23 protein-coding genes are annotated in these 24,224 nt (G+C 75.3%); 7 read left to right on the top strand and 16 right to left on the bottom strand.

What is annotated here, in order from left to right; translation table 11 throughout:
• Window positions 1–44: 44 nt before the first annotated feature.
• Both ACIQBJ_RS07345 and ACIQBJ_RS07340 read left to right on the top strand, forming a co-directional pair.
• Complete coding sequence (locus ACIQBJ_RS07345; RefSeq protein WP_400705024.1) at window positions 45–161, top strand: class III lanthipeptide; 117 nt, start codon at window positions 45–47, stop codon at window positions 159–161.
• A gap of 134 nt (window positions 162–295) precedes the next feature.
• Window positions 296–1,621, top strand: a complete 1,326-nt coding sequence (locus ACIQBJ_RS07340; RefSeq protein ID WP_400705021.1) for an MFS transporter — start codon at window positions 296–298, stop codon at window positions 1,619–1,621.
• Between the two features lie 7 nt (window positions 1,622–1,628).
• On the opposite strand, the gene ACIQBJ_RS07335 is transcribed toward ACIQBJ_RS07340, so the two are convergent.
• Window positions 1,629–2,987: a serine hydrolase domain-containing protein gene (locus ACIQBJ_RS07335; RefSeq protein ID WP_400705018.1), complete on the bottom strand. Its 1,359-nt coding sequence runs from the start codon at window positions 2,985–2,987 to the stop codon at window positions 1,629–1,631.
• 149 nt (window positions 2,988–3,136) lie between these two features.
• Here ACIQBJ_RS07335 and ACIQBJ_RS07330 point away from each other — a divergent pair, with 149 nt between their 5' ends.
• A complete protein-coding gene (locus ACIQBJ_RS07330; RefSeq protein ID WP_400705015.1) occupies window positions 3,137–3,703 on the top strand; it encodes a hypothetical protein in 567 nt (188 codons plus the stop codon).
• A 47-nt stretch (window positions 3,704–3,750) separates the two neighbouring features.
• Here the strand turns inward: ACIQBJ_RS07330 and ACIQBJ_RS07325 are convergent, their stop codons facing one another.
• On the bottom strand, window positions 3,751–4,200 hold the full coding sequence (locus ACIQBJ_RS07325; protein ID WP_400705012.1) for a group III truncated hemoglobin: 450 nt from the start codon (window positions 4,198–4,200) through the stop codon (window positions 3,751–3,753).
• Window positions 4,201–4,308: 108 nt separating this feature from the next.
• On the opposite strand from ACIQBJ_RS07325, the gene ACIQBJ_RS07320 reads away from it, so the two are divergent.
• Complete coding sequence (locus tag ACIQBJ_RS07320; RefSeq protein ID WP_400705009.1) at window positions 4,309–5,298, top strand: aldo/keto reductase; 990 nt, start codon at window positions 4,309–4,311, stop codon at window positions 5,296–5,298.
• A 49-nt stretch (window positions 5,299–5,347) separates the two neighbouring features.
• Here ACIQBJ_RS07320 and ACIQBJ_RS07315 read toward each other — a convergent pair whose 3' ends face one another.
• The 6 genes from ACIQBJ_RS07315 to ACIQBJ_RS07290 are packed head-to-tail and all read right to left on the bottom strand — an operon-like array spanning window position 5,348 to window position 11,021.
• Entirely contained in the window at window positions 5,348–6,418 is a 1,071-nt protein-coding gene (locus tag ACIQBJ_RS07315) for an LLM class flavin-dependent oxidoreductase (RefSeq protein WP_400705006.1), read from the bottom strand.
• A 5-nt stretch (window positions 6,419–6,423) separates the two neighbouring features.
• On the bottom strand, window positions 6,424–7,338 hold the full coding sequence (locus tag ACIQBJ_RS07310; RefSeq protein ID WP_400705003.1) for an ABC transporter substrate-binding protein: 915 nt from the start codon (window positions 7,336–7,338) through the stop codon (window positions 6,424–6,426).
• Window positions 7,339–7,364: 26 nt separating this feature from the next.
• Window positions 7,365–8,093: an ABC transporter ATP-binding protein gene (locus tag ACIQBJ_RS07305; RefSeq protein ID WP_400705000.1), complete on the bottom strand. Its 729-nt coding sequence runs from the start codon at window positions 8,091–8,093 to the stop codon at window positions 7,365–7,367.
• Window positions 8,090–8,956, bottom strand: a complete 867-nt coding sequence (locus ACIQBJ_RS07300) for an ABC transporter permease (RefSeq protein ID WP_400704997.1) — start codon at window positions 8,954–8,956, stop codon at window positions 8,090–8,092. Before ACIQBJ_RS07300 ends, ACIQBJ_RS07305 begins: the two co-directional genes overlap by 4 nt.
• Window positions 8,953–9,981, bottom strand: a complete 1,029-nt coding sequence (locus tag ACIQBJ_RS07295; protein ID WP_400704994.1) for an NrtA/SsuA/CpmA family ABC transporter substrate-binding protein — start codon at window positions 9,979–9,981, stop codon at window positions 8,953–8,955. Before ACIQBJ_RS07295 ends, ACIQBJ_RS07300 begins: the two co-directional genes overlap by 4 nt.
• Before the next feature lie 29 nt (window positions 9,982–10,010).
• Entirely contained in the window at window positions 10,011–11,021 is a 1,011-nt protein-coding gene (locus ACIQBJ_RS07290) for an ABC transporter substrate-binding protein (RefSeq protein WP_400704991.1), read from the bottom strand.
• A gap of 367 nt (window positions 11,022–11,388) precedes the next feature.
• On the opposite strand from ACIQBJ_RS07290, the gene ACIQBJ_RS07285 reads away from it, so the two are divergent.
• Window positions 11,389–12,162 carry an IclR family transcriptional regulator gene (locus ACIQBJ_RS07285; protein WP_400704988.1) on the top strand — a complete coding sequence of 258 codons (774 nt, stop codon included), beginning with the start codon at window positions 11,389–11,391 and terminating at the stop codon, window positions 12,160–12,162.
• Window positions 12,163–12,238: 76 nt separating this feature from the next.
• Here the strand turns inward: ACIQBJ_RS07285 and ACIQBJ_RS07280 are convergent, their stop codons facing one another.
• From ACIQBJ_RS07280 to ACIQBJ_RS07260, 5 genes are all read right to left on the bottom strand, one after another.
• Entirely contained in the window at window positions 12,239–12,898 is a 660-nt protein-coding gene (locus tag ACIQBJ_RS07280) for a winged helix-turn-helix domain-containing protein (protein ID WP_400704985.1), read from the bottom strand.
• A 543-nt stretch (window positions 12,899–13,441) separates the two neighbouring features.
• Window positions 13,442–14,086, bottom strand: a complete 645-nt coding sequence (locus tag ACIQBJ_RS07275) for a GTP-binding protein (RefSeq protein ID WP_400704982.1) — start codon at window positions 14,084–14,086, stop codon at window positions 13,442–13,444.
• Window positions 14,067–14,594, bottom strand: a complete 528-nt coding sequence (locus ACIQBJ_RS07270; protein WP_400704979.1) for a DUF742 domain-containing protein — start codon at window positions 14,592–14,594, stop codon at window positions 14,067–14,069. Before ACIQBJ_RS07270 ends, ACIQBJ_RS07275 begins: the two co-directional genes overlap by 20 nt.
• A gap of 7 nt (window positions 14,595–14,601) precedes the next feature.
• Window positions 14,602–15,018: a roadblock/LC7 domain-containing protein gene (locus ACIQBJ_RS07265; protein ID WP_400704976.1), complete on the bottom strand. Its 417-nt coding sequence runs from the start codon at window positions 15,016–15,018 to the stop codon at window positions 14,602–14,604.
• A complete protein-coding gene (locus ACIQBJ_RS07260; protein WP_400704973.1) occupies window positions 15,015–17,837 on the bottom strand; it encodes a nitrate- and nitrite sensing domain-containing protein in 2,823 nt (940 codons plus the stop codon). Before ACIQBJ_RS07260 ends, ACIQBJ_RS07265 begins: the two co-directional genes overlap by 4 nt.
• A 362-nt stretch (window positions 17,838–18,199) precedes the next feature.
• Between ACIQBJ_RS07260 and ACIQBJ_RS07255 the strand changes: the two genes are divergently transcribed.
• Together ACIQBJ_RS07255 and ACIQBJ_RS07250 are read left to right on the top strand one after the other, a co-directional pair.
• Window positions 18,200–20,020, top strand: coding sequence for an AMP-dependent synthetase/ligase (locus tag ACIQBJ_RS07255; RefSeq protein ID WP_400704970.1), 1,821 nt, complete (start codon window positions 18,200–18,202; stop codon window positions 20,018–20,020).
• A 140-nt stretch (window positions 20,021–20,160) separates the two neighbouring features.
• Window positions 20,161–21,312: a polysaccharide deacetylase family protein gene (locus ACIQBJ_RS07250; RefSeq protein ID WP_400704967.1), complete on the top strand. Its 1,152-nt coding sequence runs from the start codon at window positions 20,161–20,163 to the stop codon at window positions 21,310–21,312.
• 81 nt (window positions 21,313–21,393) lie between these two features.
• On the opposite strand, the gene ACIQBJ_RS07245 is transcribed toward ACIQBJ_RS07250, so the two are convergent.
• From ACIQBJ_RS07245 to ACIQBJ_RS07235, 3 genes are all read right to left on the bottom strand, one after another.
• Window positions 21,394–22,191, bottom strand: a complete 798-nt coding sequence (locus tag ACIQBJ_RS07245) for an SGNH/GDSL hydrolase family protein (protein ID WP_400704964.1) — start codon at window positions 22,189–22,191, stop codon at window positions 21,394–21,396.
• Between the two features lie 311 nt (window positions 22,192–22,502).
• Window positions 22,503–23,015, bottom strand: coding sequence for an isochorismatase family protein (locus ACIQBJ_RS07240; protein WP_400704961.1), 513 nt, complete (start codon window positions 23,013–23,015; stop codon window positions 22,503–22,505).
• A gap of 107 nt (window positions 23,016–23,122) precedes the next feature.
• Entirely contained in the window at window positions 23,123–23,716 is a 594-nt protein-coding gene (locus tag ACIQBJ_RS07235; protein WP_400704958.1) for a hypothetical protein, read from the bottom strand.
• Between the last annotated feature and the right edge of the window lie 508 nt (window positions 23,717–24,224).

Here is a 24,224-nt window from a genome sequence, read left to right as displayed (position 1 = left end):
CCCGCCCACCCCCGCAACTCCCCACCCACCGAAGGAGAACCGCCATGTCCGAGATCCTCAAGCTGCAGAACCTCTCCGTCGCCGACACCGACGAGGGCGAGCTCAACGACTGGAGCACCATCTCCAACTACTGCCACAGCGTGGACGAGGAGAACCTCTGAGCACGGCCCGCCCACGACCTGCCGCGCCCTGACCCCCGTAGGGCGCGACCGGGTCCACCCGAGGCGGCCGGCACCCACTCCGGTGCCGGCCGCCTCGGCCGTTCCGTCCCCAGTTCCGGCCCGGGAGGACCGCCGTGTCAGACACCCCGAACGCCCCGACCGTCCCGCTCCACCGCAACCCCGACTACCGGCGCCTGTGGCTCGCCCACGCGCTGTCCGCGTTCGGCTCGCAGGCGACCTACCTCGCGCTCCCGCTGGTCCTGCTGGCCTCGACGCACTCGATCACCGACTTCGGCGTGGTGACCTTCGCCGAGATCGTCTCCTCGCTCTTCGCCAGCTTCCCCGCCGGCGTGCTGGTCGACCGGCTGCGCCGCCGCACGGTGCTGCTGGTCTGCGACCTGGCCCGGGCCGCGACGGTCGGGCTGTTCGCGGTGGCGGTGCTCGCCGACCGGGTGAGCCTGCCGCTCGCGGTGGTCGTCGCGGTCGTCAACAGCGTGCTGAGCGCGCCGTTCGGGCCCGCCGCCTCGGCCGCGCTGCGGCACGTGGTGCCGCGCTCGCAGCTGACCACGGCCGTCTCGCTGGCGCAGGCCCGCTCGGCCGTCGCCACCCTGGGCGGCCCGCTGCTGGGGGCCGCGCTGTACGCCGTCACGCCGGTGCTGCCGTTCCTGGTCGACGCGGCCTCGTTCGCCGCCTCGGCGCTGTGTGTGCTCACGGTCCGGCTGCCGCCGGAGGCCCCGAAGGACCCGAAGGCCGCGGGCGGCGCCGGAAGGGCCGCGCGCAAGCCGTTCGTGAAGGACCTGACGACCGGTCTGGTGGAGGTGCGGCGCAGCCCGTTCCTGCGGTACACGCTGGTCAACGGGGCGCTGGTGAACTTCGTGTTCAGCGGCATCGTGGTGGTGCTGGTCGCGCAGGGCGCCGAGGCGGCGTCCGGCGGCAGCTACCACAACGGCCTGATCATCGCGATGTCCGGCGCGGGCAACCTGGTGGGCGCGCTGTTCTCGGCCCGGGCCGGCCGCACCCTGGCGCCCCGGACGCTGGTCCTCGCGGTGTGCTGGAGCACCGCCCTGCTGACGCCGTTCCTGGCGCTGGGCGGCGGCACCCTGCTGCCGGCGGTGCTGATCGGCCTGTGCAGCCTGGCCACCCCGGCCGCGAACGCGGTGATCTCCGCGGCCCGGCTGCACTCGGTGCCCGACCACCTGCTCGGCCGGGTGCAGACGGCGTGCGGCATCGCCCCGGCGCTGTTCGTGCCGTTCGGGCCGCTGGCCAGCGGCGTCCTGCTGGACCACTTCGCCGCGTCCACGGTGCTGCTGCTGAATGCGGGCGTCCTGCTGGTGCTGGCCGGGTACAGCACGCTCAGCGGCGGCCTGCGCCGCATCCCGGACCTGCGCGAGCCCGCCGGAGCGCCCGTGCCCGCCGCGCCGCGCCAGGCGCAGGCGCGGGCGAAGCCGGTCGGGGCCTGACGGGGCGTCAGGGGCGGCCGCGCCAGCCCTCCGGGTCGGTGCCGCCCGGGGTGGGGCCGGGTGCCGGGTAGGGCTCGCGGGTGAGGACGAGGGTGCCGACCTCCAGGTACGGGGCGGCGCCGTCCGGGGGCCGGACCACCCGGAGCGTCTCGCCGTGCCAGGAGCCGTCGTGCCCGGTCCACGTCCCGTCCGGCTGCGGGTGCAGCAGGTCGGGGCCGCCGCCGTGGGGCGCGAGTTCGAGCCGCCGCCCGGCGCGCAGGCCGAGCGTGAACGGGACCGGCCCCCAGTACCAGCGGCCGGTGAGGGCGAGCAGGTCGGGGTCGGCGTCCGGCATCGGCCGCCAGGGCTCCGGGAACCGGGGCTCGTGCCGTTCGACGGTGGCGAGCAGGTCGTGGACCAGGCTGTCGATGCCGCCGGGGAAGGAGCCGGAGTCGGCGAGCGCGACGGCCGCCAGCCCGGCGCCGGGGGCGACGAACAGCCCGGCCCGGAAGCCCGGCACCGACCCGGTGTGGCCGAACAGGTCGAGCCCGTGCGCGGAGCCGAGGTCCAGCCCGAGGCCGTAGCCCGCCGAGCCCGCGGTGGCGGGCTGCCGCATCTCCCGGACGGTGGCGGCGTCGAGCACGCCCGGCTCGCCCTCCGTCAGGAACCGGGCCCAGCGCAGCAGGTCCCCGGCCGTCGACCAGTACTGGCCGGCCGGGGCGAGCAGCCCGCTGTCCTCGGCCGGTTCGCGCTGCAGCACGTCGGCGTGCGGGTGGACGGCCCAGCCCTCGGCGGCGGGGGCCTGCGCCGTCCGGCCGGTCCGGTCCATGCCGAGCGGGTGCAGCAGTTCCGCCCGCAGCACCTCGTCCCAGGGGGCCCGGCGGATGCGGGCGGCCAGTGCGCCGAGCAGCGCGTAGCCGACGTTCGAGTAGTGGTGCACCGCGCCCGGCGGGTGCCGCAGCGGCGGCTCCTGGAACAGGTCGGCGAGCGCGGGCCGGAGCCGGCCGGGGGTGCGGGAGGCCCACGGGCCGGGCGGCTCGGACGTCAGGCCGGAGGTGTGCAGGAGCAGTTGGCGCGGCGTCACGGCCGCGACCTCGGGCGGGAGCCCGTCCAGGTGGGCGCCGATCGGCCCGTCCAGCGCGAGCGCGCCCTCGTCCCGCAGCCGGAGCACCAGTGCGGCGGTGAAGGTCTTGGTGATCGACCCGATCCGGAACTGCGTCCGCAGCGGGTCGAAGCGCCCGTCGGCCGCGCCGCGCACCCCCGACCAGACCTGCTCGCCGCCCCGGGCGAGGGCCGCGACCAGGGTCGGCACCCGGGCCTCGGCCTGGGCGGTGGCCAGCCGGTGGTCGAGGGTGCGACGCGTGGCGGGGAGCAGCTCGGAGTCCATGACGACCAGTCAACCACCGCGCCCGGCAAGGCATCCAACGCTTTTCCCGACCGGTTCGACCTGGGGTGATGCGCGACCGGGCCCCGGCTGGCACCCTGGGGCAGTCGTCGGGAACGTGCGGGCCCGCGGCCCGGGTGAGGGGGCGGTTGATGGCGACGGGTCGGACCTGGCTGTGGCGGACGGCGGCGGCGGTGTGCGCGCTGGCCGCGATCGGCCTGGTGGTGCTGATGCTGCTGGACCCGGACGGCGCGGACCGGACCGCGAGCGTCGTCGGGACGACCGTGCTGCTGATCGGCACCGCCTTCTCGCTGTGGCGGGCCGCCGCCACCCCCGCCACCTCCGCCCCGGAGCCGGGGCGGAGCGTGCGGGCCGACGGGGCGGGGTCGACCGCGGTGGGCGGCGACATGACGGGCAACGCGGTCGGGGACCGCAGCACGGTCGGCGGCTCCCCCTCCTCCGCGCCCGCGCCCGGTGCCACCACCGTCGGGGGCAGCCTGACCGTCCGGGCCGAGAACGGCGGCATCGCGGTGGGCGGCGACATGACGGGCAACGCCCTCGGTGCCGGCAGCCGGGTCGCCTCCGGCCCGCTCCCCGCCCCCGGCCCCGCCCCGGTCAGCATCGGCGGCGACCTCGACGTCCGGGCCGAGAACGGCGGGACGGCGGTCGGCGGCACCATGTCCGGCAACGCCCTCGGCGAGGACAGCGGGACCGGGTGACGGCACCCGGCCCGACCCGCCCGGCCGGGGTGTCGGTGGCCGGGCTGTCAGTGGCCGGAGGCGAGGCGGACGGCGGAGAGGGGGACGAAGCCGCCGGTGCCGCCGCCGGTGTCCCCGGCGTCGAGGCGGCGGAGCATCGCGGCGGCGATCCGCTGGGACCGGTCCTTGGCCCGTTCGGTGACGGGCCCGGCGTGGCGGCCGTCGAGGGTGGCGCGCCAGAGCTGGACCCAGCGGCCGAAGTGGGCGGCGGTGAGCGGGGCGACGGCGTGCAGGGCGGCGTGCGGGGCGAGCGCGTTGCCGCGGTAGGCGGCGGTGCGCAGCAGGGCGCTCTCCCAGAAGTCGGTGATCCGGGGGAGGTGGGCCTCCAGGTCGAGGCGGGCGACCTCGGTGAAGAACGGGCCGATCAGCGGGTCGGCGAAGGCGGCGCGGTAGAAGCGGCGCAGGGCGCGTTCCAGGTCGTCCCGGGTGGTGATGTCGGGCAGTGCCTCGGTGTCCACGGTGCCGGTCCTCCCTGCTGGTGGGCGCCCCGCCAGGGTACGTCCCGGTGGCTGGGACGGGGAGGGCCGTTGGTCCCGTTCGGGGCGCTCACCTGGCAGGATGCTGGCATGAGCTTCCTCGCCGCGGACGACCGCTACGCCTCGATGACCTTCCGCCGCGCCGGGCGCAGCGGTGTGCAGCTGCCCGCCGTCTCGCTCGGCCTGTGGCACAACTTCGGTGACACCCAGCCGCTGGAGGTGCAGCGGGCGGTGCTGCGCCGGGCCTTCGACCGGGGGGTGACGCACTTCGACCTGGCGAACAACTACGGTCCGCCGTACGGCAGCGCGGAGCGCAACTTCGGGTACCTGTTCGCGCAGGACTTCCGGCCGTACCGGGACGAGCTGTTCATCGCCTCGAAGGCGGGCTGGGACATGTGGCCGGGCCCGTACGGGGACGGCGGCAGCCGCAAGTACCTGCTGGCGAGCCTGGACCAGTCGCTGGAGCGGATGGGCCTGGACTACGTCGACGTCTTCTACTCGCACCGGTGGGACCCGACGACTCCGCTGGAGGAGACGATGGGCGCGCTGGACACGGCGGTGCGGTCGGGCCGGGCGCTGTACGCGGCGATCTCGAACTACCCGGCGGAGCAGCACCGGGAGGCGGTGGCGATCCTGCGCGAGCTGGGCACGCCGTGCCTGCTGAACCAGGCCAGCTACTCGATCCTGAACCGGGAGCCGGAGGACGGGCTGCTGGACGCGGTGGGCGAGACGCAGACCGCGCTGATCGCGTACTCGCCGCTGGCGCAGGGCCTGCTGACGGACCGCTACCTGTCGGGGGACGTGCCGGCGGGGTCGCGGATGTCGGTGGGCCACTTCCTGAAGGAGGAGGCGCTGACGGGGGCGAAGCTGGAGCAGCTGCGCGGGCTGGCGAAGGTCGCGGAGGGCCGCGGGCAGAGCCTGGCGCAGCTGGCGCTGTCCTGGGTGCTGCGGGACGAGCGGGTGGTGTCGGTGATCATCGGCGCGTCGAGCGTCAAGCAGCTGGACCAGAACCTGGACGCGCTGGCGGCCGGTCCGCTGACCGCCGGGGAGCTGGCGGAGATCGACCGGCTGAGCCGGTAGGACGCCGGGCGGGCGGGCGGCCGACGGGGGTACGGCCGCCCGCCCGGGCTCAGGGGTGCAGCTTCGGCAGGACGGTCTCGGCGACCCGGTACGCCTCCTCCAGCAGCGGGTTGCCGGACAGGATGAAGGTGTCGACGCCCAGTTCCTGGAACTCCCGGAGCCGTTCGACGACCTGGTCGGTGGAGCCGACCACGGCGGTGCCGGGTCCGGGGCGGAACAGGCTCATGCCGGGCCACAGGTTGGGGTGGCTCTCCAGTTCCCGGGCGTGTGCCGGGACGCGGCCGCCGTGCTGGCGGAACTGGCGCTGCCAGCCGATGCCGTCCTCGCCCCGGTGGCCGCCGAGCTGGCGGGCGTAGGTGGCCTCGCTGGTGACGTCGAGCAGGCGGTCGGCGGCGGCCCAGGCCTGTTCCTCGGTGTCGCGGACGATCAGGTGCAGGCGCAGGCCGAGCCGCAGGGTGCGGCCGTGCGCGGCGGCGCGTTCGCGGACGCGTTCCAGCTTCTCCTTGAGCAGGTGCGGGGGTTCGCCCCAGGTGAGGTAGACGTCGACGTGTTCGGCGGCGACCTCGATGCCGGCCGCGGAGGAGCCGCCGAACCAGAGCGGGATGTGGCCCTCGCGCAGCGGCGGGAGGTCGCGGAGCGAGGCCCCGGCGTTCTTCAGGTGGTAGAACTCGCCTTCGTGGTCGAAGACTTCGCCGCTGGTGAGGCGCTTGACCAGGTTCCAGTACTCGGCGGACAGCCGGTAGCGGTCGTCGTGCTCGACGTGCAGGCCGTACTCGCGCAGTTGCGGCGTCGACCCGTTGACCACGTTGAAGCGGAGCCGGCCGGGGCCGTGCAGGTGCTCGAAGGAGAGCGCCATCTTGGCGAGCAGGGTGGGCGCGACCAGGCCGGGGTGGACGGCGAGCAGGGGCTGGAAGCCGGGGCCGGTGGCGGCGGCGAGCGCGGAGCCGAGCGTCCACACGTCGTACTGGTCGGTGGCGAGCAGCGCGCCGGTGTAGCCGAGTCGTTCGACGGTGGCGGCGAGGTGCTGGAGGTAGCCGAGGTCGACGGGGCGGCGGCCTTCGGGCTCCCACGGGTAGTGGCCCTCGCGGGGGATCAGGTACCAGAGGACTTCGGTGGCCATCGTGCTCAGACCTCCCGGACGGCGGCGGCGCGGGAGACGGCGGCGGCGACGGGCTGCTCCAGCGCGGGCAGGTGGGCGTCGGCGACGGTGACGGCCCGGTCGATGAAGCCGACCCGGTGGAAGATGTCGGCGGCCTCCTGCTGTTCGGCGACGAACTCGGCGGTGGCGGGCTCCAGTCGCCAGGGCAGCGCGGTGAGCGCGGTGTGCCAGTCGGCGGCCTCGCCGCCCTGGTCCTCGGCGGCGAGGGCGGCGGCCTCGGCGGGGTGGGCGGCGGCCCAGTGGTCGGCGCGCTGCAGGGCGGTGACGATGGCGGCGACGATCTCGGGCCGCCGGACGGCGAGTTCGCGGCGGGCGAAGAACACCGAGCGGTCGGTGATGACGTCGCCGGTGCGGACCAGTTCGCGGAAGCCGCCTTCCCGGCGGGCGGCGGCGAGTTCGGCGCCCTGGGCGATCCAGCCGGCGATCCGGCCGTCCCGCAGCCGCTCGGCCTCGTCGCCGGCCGGGCGTTCGGCGGTGATGTCGTCGCGGTAGGAGAGTCCGTGCTGGTGCAGGGACTTGGCGAGCAGGTGGGTCTGCCAGGAGCCGATGCCGAGCACCACGGTGCCGCCCTTGAGGTCGGCGACCGACCGCACCGGTCCGTCGGCGGCGACCAGCAGCGCGCCGTGGTCGGGGCGGGGCGCGGAGACGGCGGTGTAGACGATGTCGTGCCCGGCGGCCTGCGCGGTGATCGGCGGGGTGGAGCCGGTGCCGCCGAAGTCGATGGTGCCGTCGGCCAGGTAGGGGCCGGTCCTGGTGCCGTCGGTGTAGTGGTGGAACTCGGCGCTCTCGCCGAGCGGCGCCAACTCCTGCTGGAGGTAGTCGAGTCGGGCCAGGTGGTAGAGGGACGGGTTGGAGCGGTGGACGCCGACGACGACGGTCATGGTGGGCTCTCTTTCCTGAGTGGGGGTCAGCTGGCGTGCTGGGGTGCGGAGTTCTGGTGCACGCCGAGGTCGGCGAGCAGGCGGCGGCGGAGTGCCGCGAAGTCGGGGTCGGCGGGGTCGCGGGGGCGTTCGACGGCGACGGTCTCGTCCCGGACGAGCGCGCCGTCGCGCAGCACGGCCACCCGGTCGGCGAGCCGGATCGCCTCGTCCACGTCGTGGGTGACCAGCAGGACGGCGGGCCGGTGCTTGCGGCACAGTTCGCCGACCAGGTCCTGCATGCGCAGCCGGGTGAGCGCGTCCAGGGCGGCGAACGGCTCGTCCAGCAGCAGGAGTTCGGGTTCCCGGACGAGGGCCCGGGCGAGTGCGGCGCGCTGTGCCTCGCCGCCGGAGAGGGTGCCGGGCCAGGCGTCGGCGTGGCCGGCCAGGCCGACCTCGGCGAGGGCCCGGCGGCCGGTCTCCCGGGTGGCGGCGCCGCGCGGCAGGCCGACGGTGACGTTGCCGAGGACGCGCTTGGACGGGATCAGCCGGGGTTCCTGGAACACCACGGTGCGGGACGGCGGGACGAGGACGGTGCCGCCGTCGGCCCGGTCGAGCGCGCCGAGGATGCGCAGCAGGGTGGTCTTGCCGGTGCCGGAGGCGCCGAGCAGGGCGAGGAACTCGCCGCGGGCGATGTCCAGGTCGATGCCGTCGAGGACGGCGCGGGTGCCGAACACCCGGCGCAGGCCGCGGAGGTGGACGGCGGGGGTGCTGCTCATCGTCCGGCCACCTGCCGTCCGGTGACGGGCCGCCAGGGCATCAGGACGCGTTCCAGGACGCGCACCGCGCCGTCGGCGGCCAGGCCGAGCAGGCCGTAGATCAGGATGCAGACGGCGAGCACGTCGGTGCGCGAGAAGTTCTGCGCCTGGGCCATCAGGTAGCCGATCCCCTCGGTGGAGTTGATCTCCTCGGCGGCGATCAGCGCGATCACGCTGAGCGTCATCGACAGCCGCAGGCCGGAGAGCAGCGCGGGCAGCGCGCCGGGCAGCACCACCTCGCGGACGACCGCCCACCGGGAGAGGCCGAAGCTGCGCATCGCCTCGACGAGTTTGCGGTCGGTGTTGCGGACGCCGCCGGACGCGGAGACGTACATCGGGAAGGAGGTGGCCACGCCGATCAGCGCGATCTTCGCCGTCTCGGTGATGCCGAACCAGACCATGAACAGCGGTACCAGGGCCAGGAACGGGACGGTCCGCAGGACCTGGACGGCGGAGTCGAGCAGTTCCTCGCCGAGCCGGAAGAAGCCGGTGACCACGCCGAGCACCAGTCCGGCGCCGGCCCCGAACAGCAGGCCGAGGGCGGCCCGGGTCAGCGAGGTGGAGAGCGCGTCGGCAAGCTGGCCGTTGCCCCACAACTCCCCCACCGCGTCCAGTACTTGGCCGGGCGAGGCGAGCACGTCGGGGGTGAGCGCCCCGGTGGCGGAGGAGAGCTGCCAGGCGGCGAGCAGCGCGAGCGGGCCGAGGGTGCGCAGCGCGAGCGAGACCCCGCGCGGCCGGACGGCGGCGGCCCGGGCCCGGGGGGCGACCAGCCCGGCGGCCCGGGCGGCCTCCGTGGCCGCCGCCTCCGCTGTCGCGGTCGTCACTTCGCCCCTCCCGCCAGGGAGTCGATGTCGATCAGGTAGGGCTTGACGTCGACCTGCGACTTGGTGACGCCCTGGTCGGCGTAGAACTTGGCGACCACGGCGAACCGGGCGGTGTCGGCGTCGGTGATCGGCGCGTCGACGGCGCGCTGCCGGCCGAAGTCGACGGCGATCTCCTTCTCGGCGGGGGTGACGGCGGTCGGGCCGGCGTCGGTGAAGACGTTGAGGTAGGCGGCGGGGTCGGCCTTCTCCTTGGCGCCGTTCTCGTGCAGGTAGCCGTAGAACGCCTTGACCACCTCGGGGTGCTGCTCGGCGAACTTCGAACGCACCGCCCACACGGCGTAGTTGTCGCTGCCGACGGCCTTGCCGTTGGCCAGGAAGCGGGCGTCGGCGTTGGCCAGGGCGGGGATCGAGAAGGTGCCCCAGGTGGCCCAGGCGTCGACCTGGCCGGAGTTGAAGACGCCGGAGGTCTGGTCGGCCCGCAGGTAGACCCGCTCCACCTTGTCGACGGGGATGCCGTTCTTCTCCAGGGCCTTGAGCAGCAGGTACTCGGAGGTGCCGCCCTGCGAGACGGCGACCTTCTTCCCGACCAGGTCCTTGACCTCCTTGATCGGCGAGCCGTTCTTCACCAGGATGCCTTCGCCGGCCTCGTCGGGCGCGGTCTGCGAGAACAGCTTGAAGCCGGGCTTCTGGGCCAGCGCGGCGACGGCCGAGGTGATCGAGCCCTGGGCGACGTCGAGCTGGTCGGCGTTCAGGGCCTGCGCGGCGGGGGCGAACGGCCCGGCGCTGCCGGTCCACACCACCTTGGCGTGCGCGGCGGCCAGCGCCCGGTCGAGCGAGCCGTCCTTCTTGCCCTTGGCGAGGAAGCCGGAGTTGCCGGGGTCGGGGACTCTGAGCACCACCTCGGCGCCGCCCTTGCCGTCGGCGGAGGCCGCGGTGTCCTTCGCGGACGAGCCGCAGGCGGTCAGGGCGAGGACGGACCCGGCGAGGGCGGCGGTGGTGGCGGCGATCCGGACGGCGGTGCGCATGGCGGTCTCCAGGGTGGTTCGGTGGAAGGTCAGTTGCGGCGGTCGAGCAGGGCGCGGGCGGCGGCCAGCGGGGCCGGGTCGGCCCAGTCGTGGACGTCCACCCGGTCGGCCAGGAAGCCCTGTCCGGCCAGGAAGCGCTCCTGCCGGGCGAGCAGGTCGAGGCGGTCCGCGGACAGGTCGGGGTGCAGGGTGCGGTGGCCGCCGGCGGCGTAGGCGCCGGCCACGCCCTCCGGTCCGGCGCCGGTCTCGGCGCCGAGGATCCGGGCCGTCTCGGCGGGCCGGTCGGCCGCCCAGTCCGCGGCGCGCAGCAGCACGGCCAGGAAGCGCACCACCAACTCGGGTTGTTCGTCGAGCAGTTGCTGGTGGACGGTGATCGGGCGCGGGGTGCCGTTGTTGACCCGGTGGCGGCGGTCCGGCAGCGTGTCCAGTTCCACGGCGGGGACCGCACCGTACCGGCGGGCGGCCTCCACCGCCAGGGCGCCCTTGACGTACACGGCGTCGACCGATCCGTCCCGCAGGGCGGCGAGTTCGGCCTCCCACTGGCCGCCGCCGGGGGCGGCCTCGACGTCCACCCAGGCGGCGTCGTCCGGGGCGAGTCCGGCGGAGGCCAGCGCGCCGCGGTGGCCGGCCAGGGCCATCGCCCGCCAGAAGTCGATCGCGATCGGGTGCCGGGGCAGTGCGAGCCGGGCGCCGCGCAGCTGCCCGGCGGAGCGGATGCCGCTGTCCGCCCGGACCAGGACGGTCTGCCGCTCCTCGATCCAGGTCAGGCCGAGCAGCCTGGTCCGCTCGCCGCGCGAACGCGCCCACAGCGCCGGGACGTTGCCGCCCTCGCGGAACAGTCCGGTCAGTGCGTGGGTGTAGTGGTGGTCGGCGGCGACCTCCGGCGGGACGTCCTGCAGCGAGCGCACCGCGATGCCCTCCGGCGCGAACTCCTCGGCCAGCCAGCCCCGGTCGGCGGCGATGCCGGTGGCGGTCGGCACGGGGCAGCGGGTGAACCACAGCGTGTCGGGGTACGGGGGCGCGGCGGGGGACGTGCTCATGGCGGGGCTCCGGGAATCGGCAGGAGGCGCACGGGCCCTGCCACATGGTGGGAGGGGCGCGCGGCGGGAAGGGGTGCGCGGAGGTGGTCAGCGACAACAGGAGGGGCGGCACCGGTGCGTCTTCACGGTGGACTCCCTCCTGCTCGAACCGGCTGATGCACCGAGCGTTCCACGCCACCGGGAGCGGAATCAAGCTTTGCCAGATGATGGGATCACCTGTTCACGGGCGGCCGGACAGCCGCAATACTGCCGTCACACCGCCGCAGCGATCACTCCCATATCCTGGTAACGAAGCGTCAACCGACCGCTACCGCGGCCGGATCCGGGCCACGAGCCCGGGCCCGGCCCCCGACCTGGAGAAGGTGCGATGCCCGCCAGCCCCGGTACCGTCCCCACCCCACCGGCCGGCGCGCAGGCGGTCCACCGGGCGCTCGGCCTGCTGCAGAGCTTCCACGACAACGGGCCCGACCTCAGCGCCTCCGAACTCGCCCGCCGCACCGGCCTGTCGGTCTCCACCGCGCACCGCCTGGCCCGCACCCTGGTCGCCACCGGATTCCTCGACCAGGACGAGCGCACCGCCCGCTACCGGCTCGGCCCGGCCGTCGCCGAACTCGGCCAACTCGCCTTCCACCGGCGCGGACTGCACCTCGCCGCCCCCGAACTCGACCGGCTGGCCCGGCGCACCGGCGCGGTCGCCGACCTGGCCATCCGCTCCGGCCCGCACGCGGTCGTCCTGGTCGGCGGCTCCGTCCGCCCCGCCGGCGGCCTCGGCCTGCGCCGGCCGCTGCACTCCACCGCGCTCGGCAAGGTGCTGCTGGCCTGGCCCGCTCCCACCGACCCCCCGCTGCGCGGGCCGCTGCCCGCCTGCACCGACCGCACCCTCACCGACCCGGCCGCCCTGGACGCCGAACTCGCCCTCACCCGCGACCGCGGCTACGCCCTCAACGACGGCGAGTCCGCCCCGGGCGTCCGCACCCTCGCCGTCCCCGTCCTCGACCGCGCCCCCGTCGCCCGCTTCGCCCTCGCCGTCCGCTCCACCCCGGACCACCTCACCCCCGAGACCCTCCCCCGCACCCTCGCCCAGGCCCGCACCTGCGCCGCCGCCCTGACCGTCCTGCTCCTCCCGCCCGAGGAACGCTGACGGGCCGCCGGGAACGGCAGGAGGCCGCGACGGGGGCGTCTCCCCCCGTCGCGGCCTCCTCGCGGCGGTGCGGTGCTCAGGCGGCCGGGGCGTACTTGTAGCCGACCCGGCGGACCGTGACGATCGAGTCGCGGTAGGCCGCGCCGAGCTTGCGGCGCAGGCGGGCGACGTGGACGTCCACGGTGCGGCCGTCGCCGACGTGGCCGTAGCCCCAGACGGTGTGGACGAGCTGGTCGCGGGTGTGCACCCGGTGCGGGTGCTCGGTGAGGTGGGCGAGGAGTTCGAACTCGAGGTAGGTGAGGTCGAGCAGCGAGCCGTCGACGTACGCGTTGCGGCGGTCCAGGTCGACCGAGATGCCGCTGTCCGCGGGGCGGGTGAACGGCCGCGGCTGCGCGGCGGCGGGGGCGGGCACCGGGGCCGGGGCGGGCGCGGCGCTCTCGGCGGGCACCAGCACCAGGTAGCCGACCAGCGGCGCGTCGGCGGCGCCGAGCTGCGCCAGGAGGCCCTGCGGGAGGACGGACCGGGGCAGCGCGGCGACCACGGCGCCGCCGTCCTGCAGTCCGGCGAGCAGGCTCTCCGGCGCGGCGGCGACCGGCGCGGCCGGGGCGGCGGTGCGCGGGAGGGTGGCGGCGCGGCGGTGCTCGGTGGCGGTGTGCGGGAGGTTCGGGAGGGCGCGGACCGCGCGCAGGTGCGGGGTGGAGGTCGCGGTGGCGGTGGCGGTGGCGGCGTACGACATGTCGAGGCTCTTTTCGCGCGTGACGGGTTGGGGTGTTCTCGTCTGCGCTTCCAGCGCCGGGGCTGACGGGTGGTCAGGCCGCGGGGCGGGAGGCGCGGGTCGCACGCCGACAGGTCTGGTCGAAGTGGTGGGCCTGGCGCGAGGGCCAGAAGGGGTCGAGGAGGGTGCGTGGGTGCACGGCGGCTCTCCGGAGCGCGGCGGGGGTCGACGGGGGCGCGCGGAACCGCCACCGACCGTCGGGGACGGCCGTGGTGGCGGTGTGTCAGCGACAGCAGGCGCTGAAGATCAGCCCGTGGTCGATGTACCGGCGGACGGTCAGGACCGTCAGCGCGGGGAGGGCGGCGACGCGGACGTCAGCGGTCATGATGCGGCCCCTCCCCGGTGTGTGCGATCGGGCCCGCGGCGAACGGCGGGCACGGGTACGAGACTTCCACGCCCGGTGCCCGGAAGGCAACCCACTGCAGTCAATTGTCCGCACAGCAGGACGGAAACCGTCCACCATCCGGACGGCACCGTCGTGACCTGCGGCGTTGCCGACCCGTCCTAGAGCCGGACGCCGGCCTTCTCGGCGGCGTGCTCGACCAGCCGGATCAGCAGTTCCTTGCCGTCCTCGCGCCGCCGCGCGTCGCACAGCAGCACGGGCACCCCGGCGGGCAGGTCGAGCGCGGCGCGGACGTCGTCGGGGGCGTAGACCTCGGTGCCCTCGAAGCAGTTGACGGCGACCACGAACGGGATGCCGCGCTGCTCGAAGTAGTCGACGGACGGGAAGGAGTCGGCCAGCCGGCGGGTGTCGGCGAGCACCACGGCGCCGAGGGTGCCGCGGGCCAACTCGTCCCAGACGAACCAGAACCGGTCCTGGCCGGGGGTGCCGAACAGGTAGAGGGCGAGGCCGGGGCGCAGGTCGATCCGGCCGAAGTCCATCGCCACGGTGGTGGTGCGCTTGGTCTCGACGCCCGCGGTGTCGTCCACCGGGCGGCCGCGCTCGCTGAGCACCTCCTCGGTGCGCAGCGGTCGGATCTCGCTGACCGCGCCGACCAGCGTGGTCTTGCCCGCGCCGAACCCGCCGGCGACCAGGATCTTGACCGCGCCGGTGCCCCACGGGGCCTTGCGCGCGAAAGCGGCGGAGGGGTCGGCGGCCGGAGCGGTGCCGGGGGCGGCCGAGGGGGCGTCAGAGTGCACGGAGTCCATTGATCACGTCTCGCAGCAGGCGCTCGTCCGGTTGCCGGGCGAGCTGGAACGGGCGGGTGACGCTGACCAGTTCGGCGTCGTGGAGGTCGCCGAGCAGGACCCGGACCACGCTGACCGGCAGGTCGGTGTAGGACCCGAGTTCGGCGACGCTGAGCGGTTCGTCGCGGCACAGGTCGAGGATCGCGTGGTGCTCGGGGTCGAGCGCGAGGTCGGCGGGGGCGCCGCCGGGGCCGGCGGCCGGCCCGGCGGCGGTGACCAGCGAGATCAGGTCGAACAGCCCGTCGTCGACCGGGCGGGCACGGCCCCTGGTCATCGAGAACAGCCGGACCATCGGTCCGGCCTCGTCGTCGAACCAGCGGTCGTCCACCGGGGTGCGGGGCACGAACAGGTCGACCGACGGTGCGTCGGCCGACGGGTCGTCACCGTCCGCGCCGGGGCGGCCGGCCGGGGCACCGGTGTCCCCGGACGGCACGGTCGGCTCGGGCTCGGTCGGCTCGGGCTCGCTCATCGGTCGGTCACCTCCCGGACGTGGTATCGGTCCTCGGCTCGGCGGCCAGGTGCTCGCCGACGCGCTTGACCAGCAGCGCCATCTCGTAGGCGATGTGGCCCACGTCGGACTCGGCGTCGCTGAGCACGGCGAGGCAGCTGCCGTCGCCCGCGGCGGTGATGAACAGGAAGGCTTCGTCCAGCTCGACCATGGTCTGCCGGACCCCGCCGACCCGGAAGTGCCGGCCGGCGCCCTTGGCGAGGCTGTGGAAGCCCGCGGCGACCGCGGCCAGGTGCTCGGCGTCCTCGCGGGCCAGCCCGCCGGAGACGCCGGTGGCCAGGCCGTCGCTGGACAGGATCACCGCATGCCGAAGGGTCGCCACCCGGCCGACCAGGTCGTTGAGGAGCCAGTCGAGGTCCCCGGACGGCGGTGTTGTTGCGGTCATGATTCGGTTCCTTCTGCTGAGGGCGGTGCGGGCGGTGCGTCCGGCGTCGAGTCTGCCGGGGGGACGGGCCGGTCGGGAAGCGACCGGTCGGAAGCGGAACGGCCGGGGACGGGTCCGGCGGGGCCGGGGACGGCCGGGCCGGGGACGGCGGTCCGGCGGGGCAGCGCACGGACCAGGCCGGGCCGGACGGGTGCGGCCGGCAGCGCGGGCGGCACCGGCGCGGACGGCAGCGCGACCCGCAGCCGGGGCGGGAACAGCCCTCCGGGGGGCGGGAGTTCGGGCCCGGCCGAGCGGTCGGGCCCGGCGGGCGCGCTGTCGTCGGGGTCGGAGCGGACCACGGTGAGCGAGGCGGGCTGCAGCCGGTCGCCGCGGCCGCGGGCGAAGCCGCGCTGGAAGGAGGCGAAGGCGGAGCGGGCCTCCTCGGGGTCGCGCTCGCGCGGCGCCTCGGGGGCCTCGGCGGCGGCCTCGGCCCGCAGTTGGGGCGCCAGGTTGGCCTGCCGGACCCGGCGCGGCAGCAGCCCGCCCGCCACCGGCCCGGCCGGGGCGACCGGCGTCAACGGCGGCCTGGGCGCGGCCGGTTCGGCCCCGGCCGGTCCGACCCCGACCGGTTCGGCCGGTCCGACCGCGGCCGGGGCGGCGGCCCGGTCGCGCCGGTGCCGGCCGGTGCCGGAGGCGGCCTCGGCCTCGGCGGTCGGGGCGGCGGCCTGCGCGGAGCGGCGGCGGGGCAGCCCGCCGGGGGTGCTGGCGGGGTCGGCGGGGGCCGGGCGGGGGCCGCCGAGCGCCTTGGCGGCGGGCGGCGCGGGCGCGGCGTGGGCCCCGCCGGTGCGGCCGCCCGCGGCGGCGGGCCGCGCGCCCCCGGTGTCCGGGCCGTCCGGGCGCCGGGTGTCGGGGCGCGGCCCGTCGGGGGCCATCTCGACGGCCTCGGCGAGGAGTTCGCGCGGGATCAGCACGACCGCGGAGGTGCCGCCGTACGGGGAGGGCCGCAGGTGGACCCGGATGCCGTGCCTGCGGGCCAGCCGGGAGACCACGAACAGGCCCAGCCGGTCGGTGTCGGCGAGGTCGAACTCCTGCTCCACGGCGAGGCGCTGGTTGATGTCGGCGAGGTGCTGCTCGCTCAGGCCGAGGCCGCGGTCGTCGACCTCCAGGCAGAAGCCGTGCGCGACCACCTCGCCCTGGACGGTGATCTGGGTCTGCGGCGGCGAGAACACCGTGGCGTTCTCGACCAGTTCGGCGATCAGGTGGGTGACGTCGGCGACGGCGCTGCCGAGCAGGCCGGTGCCGGGGAAGGGTCGGACGATGACCCGGGCGTAGTCCTCGACCTCGCCGACGGCGGCGCGCACCACGTCGACCATCCGGACCGGCTTGCGCCAGGCCCGGCCGGGCGAGCCGCCGGAGAGGATGATCAGGCCCTCGGCGTGGCGGCGCATGCGGGTGGTGAGGTGGTCGAGCCGGAACAGGTCCTCCAGCTCGCGCGGGTCCTCGGTGCGGCGCTCCATGGTGTCGAGCAGGGTGAGCTGGCGGTGCAGCAGCACCTGGGAGCGGCGGGCCAGGTTGACGAAGACCGCGGAGACGCCGCGGCGCAGTTCGGCCTGTTCGACGGCGGCCTCGACGGCGACCCGCTGGACTTCGTTGAAGGCCCGGCCGACCTGGCCGATCTCGCCGCTGCCGAGGTCGAGTTGGGGCACTTCGGCGACCACGTCGACGGCGTCGCCGCGGCGCAGCCGGAGCATCACGGAGGGCAGCCGGGTGGCGGAGAGGTCGGCGGCGGCGTTGCGCAGGCCGACGAGTTCGCGGACCAGCCGGCGGCCGGTGCGGTAGGAGATGATGATCGAGACGACCAGGGCGACGAGGCCGATCAGACCGGCGACGCCGCCGCGCAGCAGGGAGTTGACGGCGTAGGCGCGGGCCTGGTCGCCGATCTTGTCGGCGAGCCGGTCGTTGATCGAGTCGAGGTCGGTGAGCACCCGGTCGGCGGTGTCGGACCAGGGGTCGACGGGGCCGCCGCGGACTTCGGCGGACCGGTCGGATGCCTTGTCGAAGCCGGTCTCGGCGGTGCTGAGTTCGCTCCAGGTGGGGCCGGTGCGCAGGTCGTTGTAGTCGTTCTGGTCCTGCGGGTCGAGTTCGGCGATGTAGACCCGGAACAGCGCCTGCTGGGCGTGCATGGCGTCGAGGGCGACCTGCTGCTTGCGCGGGTCGGCGGCGGTGGCCTGCGGGCCGACCCGCAGGGCGCGCATCGCGGCGGTCTCCTGGGCGAGGTACTCGCCGGCCCGGGTGAGCTCGATCAGGATGGTGCCCTGGCGGGGCAGGTTGCCGGTCTGGTTGGCGACGAAGGAGGAGCGGAACGCGAAGACCGGGGTGATCAGGTCGCTGTAGTCCTTGAGCGCGCCGTCCCAGCTCTCCCGCTGCTGGCCGATCCGGTTGCGGACGGCGGTCAGCTCGTCGGCGGCGGCCACCACGTCGCGGAACCGGCCGCGCTGTTCGGCGTCGAGCTTGTGGGCGTCGCCGGAGGTGCCGAGGTAGCGCAGCAGCTGCAGGCGGCGGTCGGTGGCGGCCTGGGCCTTGGCGTAGTCGGCGACGTAGTTCTGGTCGGTGGGGGCGGCCAGGCGCAGGACGGCGGCGGTCCGCTCGATCTGCAGGTCGGACGCGTAGTCGTCGGCGGGGCTGCCGAAGGCCTTGTAGGTGGCGCTCAGGTCGAGCTGGTTCCAGACGTCGCCGGTGGTGACGAGGGTCGCGTACACCCACAGACCGCTGAGCGCCAGGATGGGCACCAGGAGCAGCGCGATGATCCTCGCGCGGATCGAGCTGCGGCGCAGGCGCATGGGGGTCCTTTGCGGTCCTCGGTCGGGCAGGTCGTCGGGCGGGACATCGGGACATCGGGCGGGACGGACGACGGACGTGCGGGCATGCGGGCGTGCCGGGGCACGGGCGGGTGCGAGAGCCGCGAGCCTACTACTTCCTGACCATCCGTTCGTAGGGTGGAAGAGCATCGTGATCTGCCGTTGTCCGGATCGTCCTCGATTTTCCCCGCGCTCTCCTGGCATGCCCCCGACCTGCGGCACTGTCCCCTGTGCGGGGTGTCGTCGGCCGGTGACTCTGGGCAGCGCCGCGCCGATCCGGTAGCTTCGCGTGGTGCCGCTCTCCGGCCGTGCGGGCCGGGGCGGGAGGCCGGATCGGGGGGACCGTGCGAGAGTTCAGCAGCCCCGCGCTCGGCACCGGGGCGGCCGGCGGACTGGCCGACTCGGTGTTCGACCGGGCGGAGCGGGAGCCGCGGCTGGTGCAGCTGTCCCGGCGGAGCGGCGGCGAGTGGCTGCCGGTGACGGCGCTCGGCTTCCGGGACGAGGTGCTGGCGCTGGCGAAGGGCCTGCTGACCCGCGGGGTGCGTTACGGCGACCGGGTCGCGGTGATGTCGGCGACCCGCTGGGAGTGGACGCTGTTCGACTACGCGCTCTGGTCGATCGGGGCGATCCCGGTGCCGGTGTACCCGACGGCGGCGCCCGAGCAGGTGCGCTGGATCCTGGCCGAGACCGGGGCGGTGGCCTGCCTGGTCGAGGACGAGGACCAGGCGATGACGGTGGGCGCGGTGTGCGACGCGCTGCCGGAGCTGACCGGCATCTGGCAGCTCGACCGGGGCTGCCTGGCCCAGTTGGTCGCGGCCGGCCGGGGCGTGCCGGACTCCCTGGTGCACCGTCAGCGGGTCGGCGTGACGGCGGATTCGCTGGCCAGCATCATCTACACCTCGGGCACCACCGGCCGCCCCAAGGGCTGCCTGCTGACGCACGGGAACCTGGCCTCGGTCGCGGACGGGCTGCTGGCGGGCTGGGGCGAGGTGTTCCGGGACACCGGCGGCGGGCAGCCCGCCACCCTGCTGTTCCTGCCGCTGGCGCACGTGTACGGGCGGATCACCCAGGTCGCGGCGGTGCGCGGCGGCTTCCGGATCGGGCACCACCCGCAGGTGTCGGCGGACAGCCTGCTGCCGGCCCTGGCGGCGTTCCGGCCGACCTTCCTGCACGCGGTGCCGTACGTCTTCGAGAAGATCCACCGCCGGGCCCGGGAGGCCGCCGAGACGGCCGGGCGGCTGGAGGTGTTCGAGCAGGCGGAGCAGGTGGCGGTGGAGTGGGCGGCGGCCTGCGAGCGCCGGGCGCACCGCGAGGGCCCGGGGCCGTCCCCGGCGCTGCGGCTGCGGCACGCGGCGTACGAGCGGCTGGTGTACCAGCGGGTGCGGGCGGTGCTGGGCGGCCGGGTGCGGGCGGTGATGTCCGGCGGGTCGATGCTGGGGCGGGAGCTGGGGCTGTTCTTCGCGGGCGCCGGGATGACGGTGTACGAGGGGTACGGGCTGACCGAGACGGCGGCGGCGGTCACCGCGAACCCGCCGCGCCGGCCCCGGTTCGGCACGGTGGGGCGGCCGGTGCCGGGCTCCTCGGTGGCGATCGCCGAGGACGGCGAGGTGTGGGTGCGCGGCGCGGGCGTGTTCGCCGGGTACCTGAACCACCCGCGCTGCTCGGAGGAGGCGCTGTACCGGGGCTGGCTGGCCACCGGCGACCTCGGCACGCTGGACGGGGACGGCTACCTGACGCTGACCGGCCGGAAGAAGGAGCTGATCGTCACCTCCTCGGGCAAGAACCTGGCCCCGGCGGTGCTGGAGGAGCGGGTCCGCGCGCACCCGCTGATCGCCCAGTGCCTGGTGGTGGGCGACGACCGGCCGTACGTGGCGGCGCTGATCACGCTGGACGCGACGGCGCTGGCGCACTGGCTGCGGGCCCGCGGCCGGGCCCCGCTGGACCCCTGGCAGGCGCTCGCCGACCGGGAGTTGCACCAGGAGGTGCAGCGGGCGGTGGCGGCGGCGAACACCACCGTCTCGCGGGCCGAGTCGATCCGGGCGTTCCGGCTGCTGCCGCGCGAGTTCTCGCTGGAGGACGGCCTGCTGACGCCCTCGCTGAAGATCCGCCGGTCCGCGGTGGCGGAGCGCTACGCGGCCGACATCGAGGAGCTCTACGCCGGTTGACCGATCTCCGACGATTCCGCTTGACCACCGGGATTGGTCCAGTCCATTGTGTGCACCGGCCTGGTGCGGCAGGGCCGCGACCGACCCCCGCCCCCTCCGGGAGTCACGTCTCCTCTCCACCCCCACAACGGAGTTGACCCGTGCTCAGTTCTCCCCGCCGTTCCGCCGGCCGCCCCGCCGGCCGCTCCCTGCGCCGGCTCGCCGCGGCCTCGGCCGCCGTCCTGCTGGCCGCGCTCGGCACCGCCCCGGCCGCGCACGCGGACGCCACCGCCCCGGCGCCGCCGAACCTGGCGACCAACCCGGGCTTCGAGATCCCGACCCTCCCGCTGGCCGACTGGGGCTCGGTCCCGGGCTGGCGCTGCGCCCCCGGCGAGGGCGCCGTCACCGCCGCCGCCCGGACCGGCTCGGCCGCGCTGACCGTCACCCCTGCCTCGGCGGACTCGAACGCCCAGTGCGTGCAGACCCTCGCGGTGCGCCCGAACACCACCTACACCTACCGGGCCTGGGTGCGCGGCTCGTACGCCTTCCTCGGCGCCACCGGCACCGGCCACGACGTCCCCCCGGCCTGGACGGCGTCCACCGGCGGCGGCTGGCAGCAGCTCTCCACCACCTTCACCACCGGCGCGAACGCCTCCTCGGTGCAGCTGTACGTCCACGGCTGGTACGGGCAGGGCCCGGTCTCGGTCGACGACGTCTCGGTGACCGGCGACTCCCCCGCCCCCGCGGCCGCCACCTGGAACGCCTGGACCACCGACAAGGTGGTCTTCCTGACCGTCGACGACGGCTGGTTCCGCACCCCCGCGGCGGCGCAGCTGGTCGCCGACCGCAAGCTGCCGGTCACCGCCTTCCCGCTGCCGATGCCGGAGGGCTTCGAGCCGGACTACTTCGCCCGGTTCACCGCCAACCCCGGCTCCTCGATCCAGGACCACAGCGTCTCGCACCGCGACCTGACCACGCTCTCCCCCGCCGAGCAGCAGGCCGAGATCTGCGACGCCCGGGACGCGGTCACCGCCCGGTACGGCACCGTCCCGACGATCTTCCGGCCGCCGTACTTCGCCTGGAACGCGGACGTCCAGCAGGCGGCCGCGAACTGCGGCATGAAGTACGTGCTGACGGCCACCGCCGACTTCACCTCGGGCGCCTCGAACGTCTACCACGGCGGCCCGCTGCAGCCCGGCGACGTGATCATCATGCACTTCACCGACACCCTGGCGGACGACCTGCAGCGCGCCCTGGACGCGGCCGCCGCAGCCGGCCTGACGCCCGCCGCGCTCACCGACTACCTTCACTGACGGCACGTCACCCCCGGACACCGGTGGCCGGGCTCCTTCCACGAGCCCGGCCACCGGCCGTTCCGGGGGACCCGCGTCAGGTCACGCGGCCGCGCCGAAGCTCGGCAGGTAGCCGTACGCCTGGCCGCTGGAGTTGGGGTGGTAGCTGTCGCTGATCGGCAGCGTGGTGCTGTTCAGCCACTGGCTGGAGGAGCCGCAGATCTCGTGCTCGGCGAAGACCGGCCGGACGTCCTTGAAGGTGAACCCGGCGTTCGCCACCTGCTTGGCGATCACCGTGTCCAGGGTGTCCGCGGCGCTGTTGATCGCGGTCCGCTTGGTGTCCGAGATGCCGAAGATGCAGGAGCCCGGCACCTTGTACAGGTGCGGGTAGCCCAGCACCACCACGTGCGCGTTCGGCGCCTTCGACTTGATCTGCCCGTACACGTTGGCGAGCTTGCCCGGCAGCGTGTTGGTGGCGTAGGACTTCGCCGAGTCCACCGCGCTCAGGCAGGCGCTGTCGCTGCTCAGCACGCAGGTCTGCATGGTCGAGGCGAAGCCCGCGTCGTTGCCGCCGATGGTGATCGACACCAGCGTGGTCGAGGTGTTCAGCACCCCGAGCTGGTTGGCGATCACGTCGTCGGTCTTCGCGCCGGAACAGGCCACGAAGGAGAACGCGGTGGGGGCGTGCGCGGCGCTCCACAGGTACGGGTACGCCTTGGTGCTGCGGCTGCAACTGCCGCTGTCGCTGGTGTAGCTGCCGGAGCCGACCCCGGCCGAGTACGAGTCGCCGAGCGCGGCGTAGCGCACGCCGGCGGCGTTCGCCTCGGTGGCGGCGGCGAGGGTGGTGACGGACAGGACGGTCGCCACGAGGGCGACCGATGCAGCACGGACGCGGGACATCGATCCTCCAGTGCGGGGAAACGGCCACGGAGTGACGCAGGCCACACATTGGATACCAGCCAGTAGCCTCGGGCGGAAGCGGTCATGCCAAAGAAATTGACGAACGTTCACCGAACGCGCCCCGAACGCCCGCTACGCGCGCAGACCCACCCCTGACCTGGTCAGCAGAAACGCCCCGACACCCGCTCGAACACCCCCGGCGGACAATCACCCGCCCGGGCGACGCCCCCGGCCCGCCCTCCACCGGACCTCCACCGAGGAGACCCCGCCCCGGCGGGGCCGGGCCGCCCGCCGTTCACCCCGGCCGCCCCTCACCCCAGCCGCAGCTCCCCCGCCGCGACGACCGCCCCGAACCGCGGCAGGTCCAGCTCCACCGCGGCCCGGTGCTCCTCGGGCGTGAGCGCCGCCATCGCGTCCTCGACGAACACCAGCCGGTACCCGAGGTCCGCCGCCGCCCGGGCCGTCGACTCCACTCCGAGGTTGGTCGCGATCCCGCCGAACACCAGCGTGTCGACCCCCCGCGCCCGCAGCAGCGCGTCCAACCCCGTGCCGTGGAAGCCCCCGATGGTCCGCTTCACCACCACCTCGTCCGCCAACTCCGCGACCCCGGCCGCCAACCCGCTGCCGGCCGGCTGCTCGGCGACCCCCGGCCGCTCCACCCGCACCGCGACCACCACCGCCCCGGCCGCCCGGAACCCCCGGGCCAGCTCCACCGAGGCGGCCAGCACCTCCGCACCGGGCCGGGGCGCGAGGTCGTTGGCGATGATCCGGTCCATCAGGTCGATCAGGACGAGCGCCGTGCGGCGGGGTTCCAGAGCAGTCATGCCCAGGATGCTAGGGCCTGCCCCCGGCCCCCTCCTGCGGGCGGCGACCGGTCCGTGCTCCCGGCCTGCCGGGCGTCGCGGGGCGGACCGGGGTCCGACGGCAGGCCCTAGCGCAGCGCGCAGCCGCCGCGCGGGAGTTCCTCGATCGTCTCCAGCGCCAGGGCCGGGACGCCCCACCGGGCCACCGCCGTCCCCACCGCCGCCCGGGCCTGTCGCAGCCCCGTCGGCCCCCAGCCGAGCAGCTCCACCGCGAGGCCCGGCGCGACCAGCAGCCGCCGGTAGTGCCGCCCCGAGGCCGGATCGGGCACCGACGGCCCCACCCCGTGCAGCGCCGCCGCCATCCGCACCCGCGCGCACTCGTGCCCGCCGTTCGCGGACCCGACCCGGTCGTACAGGTACCCCAGGTACACGGCGGGACCGATCACCGCCTGCGCCTCCTCGCCCGCCTCCCGGGCCAGCGCCGACCCCGGGTCCCCGGCGTCCTCCGGCTCCAGCGAGCCCCCCGGCAGGCTGACCACCCCGTCCCGCGGATTGACCAGCGTCAGCACCCGCCCGTCCGGCGCGAACAGCCACCCCCACGACTGCTTCACCGTCAGCCCCGCGGGCACCGCCTCCCCCGGCCGCCACGGCCACCCCGCGTTCGGCCGCCGCCGCACCCGCCCGAGCAGGTCGGAGATCTCCGGGCTGAACTCGATGCCCATCGCACTCCCTCCGCTCCGCCGGGCGTCCGGCCCCGTCATCCGATGATCTTCCCCGAACACCCGACCGATGAACAGCCCCGACCGCCACCCGGGTCACCACCCCTGCCCCGCTTCTCCCCCGCTCCCGCACCGCCTCTCCCCTCCTCCCCCTCCCGCCCCGCCGACCCCCTGCCGCCCCGATCCGCCCACCCCCGCCCCACCCTGCTTCCCCTCTCTCCTCCTCTCCTCCTCTCCCCCTCCCTCCCCTCCCTCTCCGTCGGTCTCTGTCGTTCCGACCCGCCCACCCTTCGTACCGCCCTGCTTCGGCCTCTCCCCCTCCTTCCCCTCCCGTCCCGTCGGTCCCTGTCGTTCCGACCCGCCCACCCTTCGTACCGCCCTGCTTCGGCCTCTCCCCCTCCTTCCCCTCCCGTCCCGTCGGTCCCTGTCGTTCCGACCTGTGATACTCGATGGCGGTGGGACCGGCGTGGAATCGACGAGGGGTGACGGGCATGCGGCGGGGAGTGTCGGC

The sequence above is a fragment of the Kitasatospora sp. NPDC088391 genome (assembly GCF_044753345.1).
GTDB lineage: Bacteria > Actinomycetota > Actinomycetes > Streptomycetales > Streptomycetaceae > Kitasatospora.
Note: the sequence above shows the minus strand (reverse complement) of the source record. Positions and strands in the feature narration are given on the sequence as shown.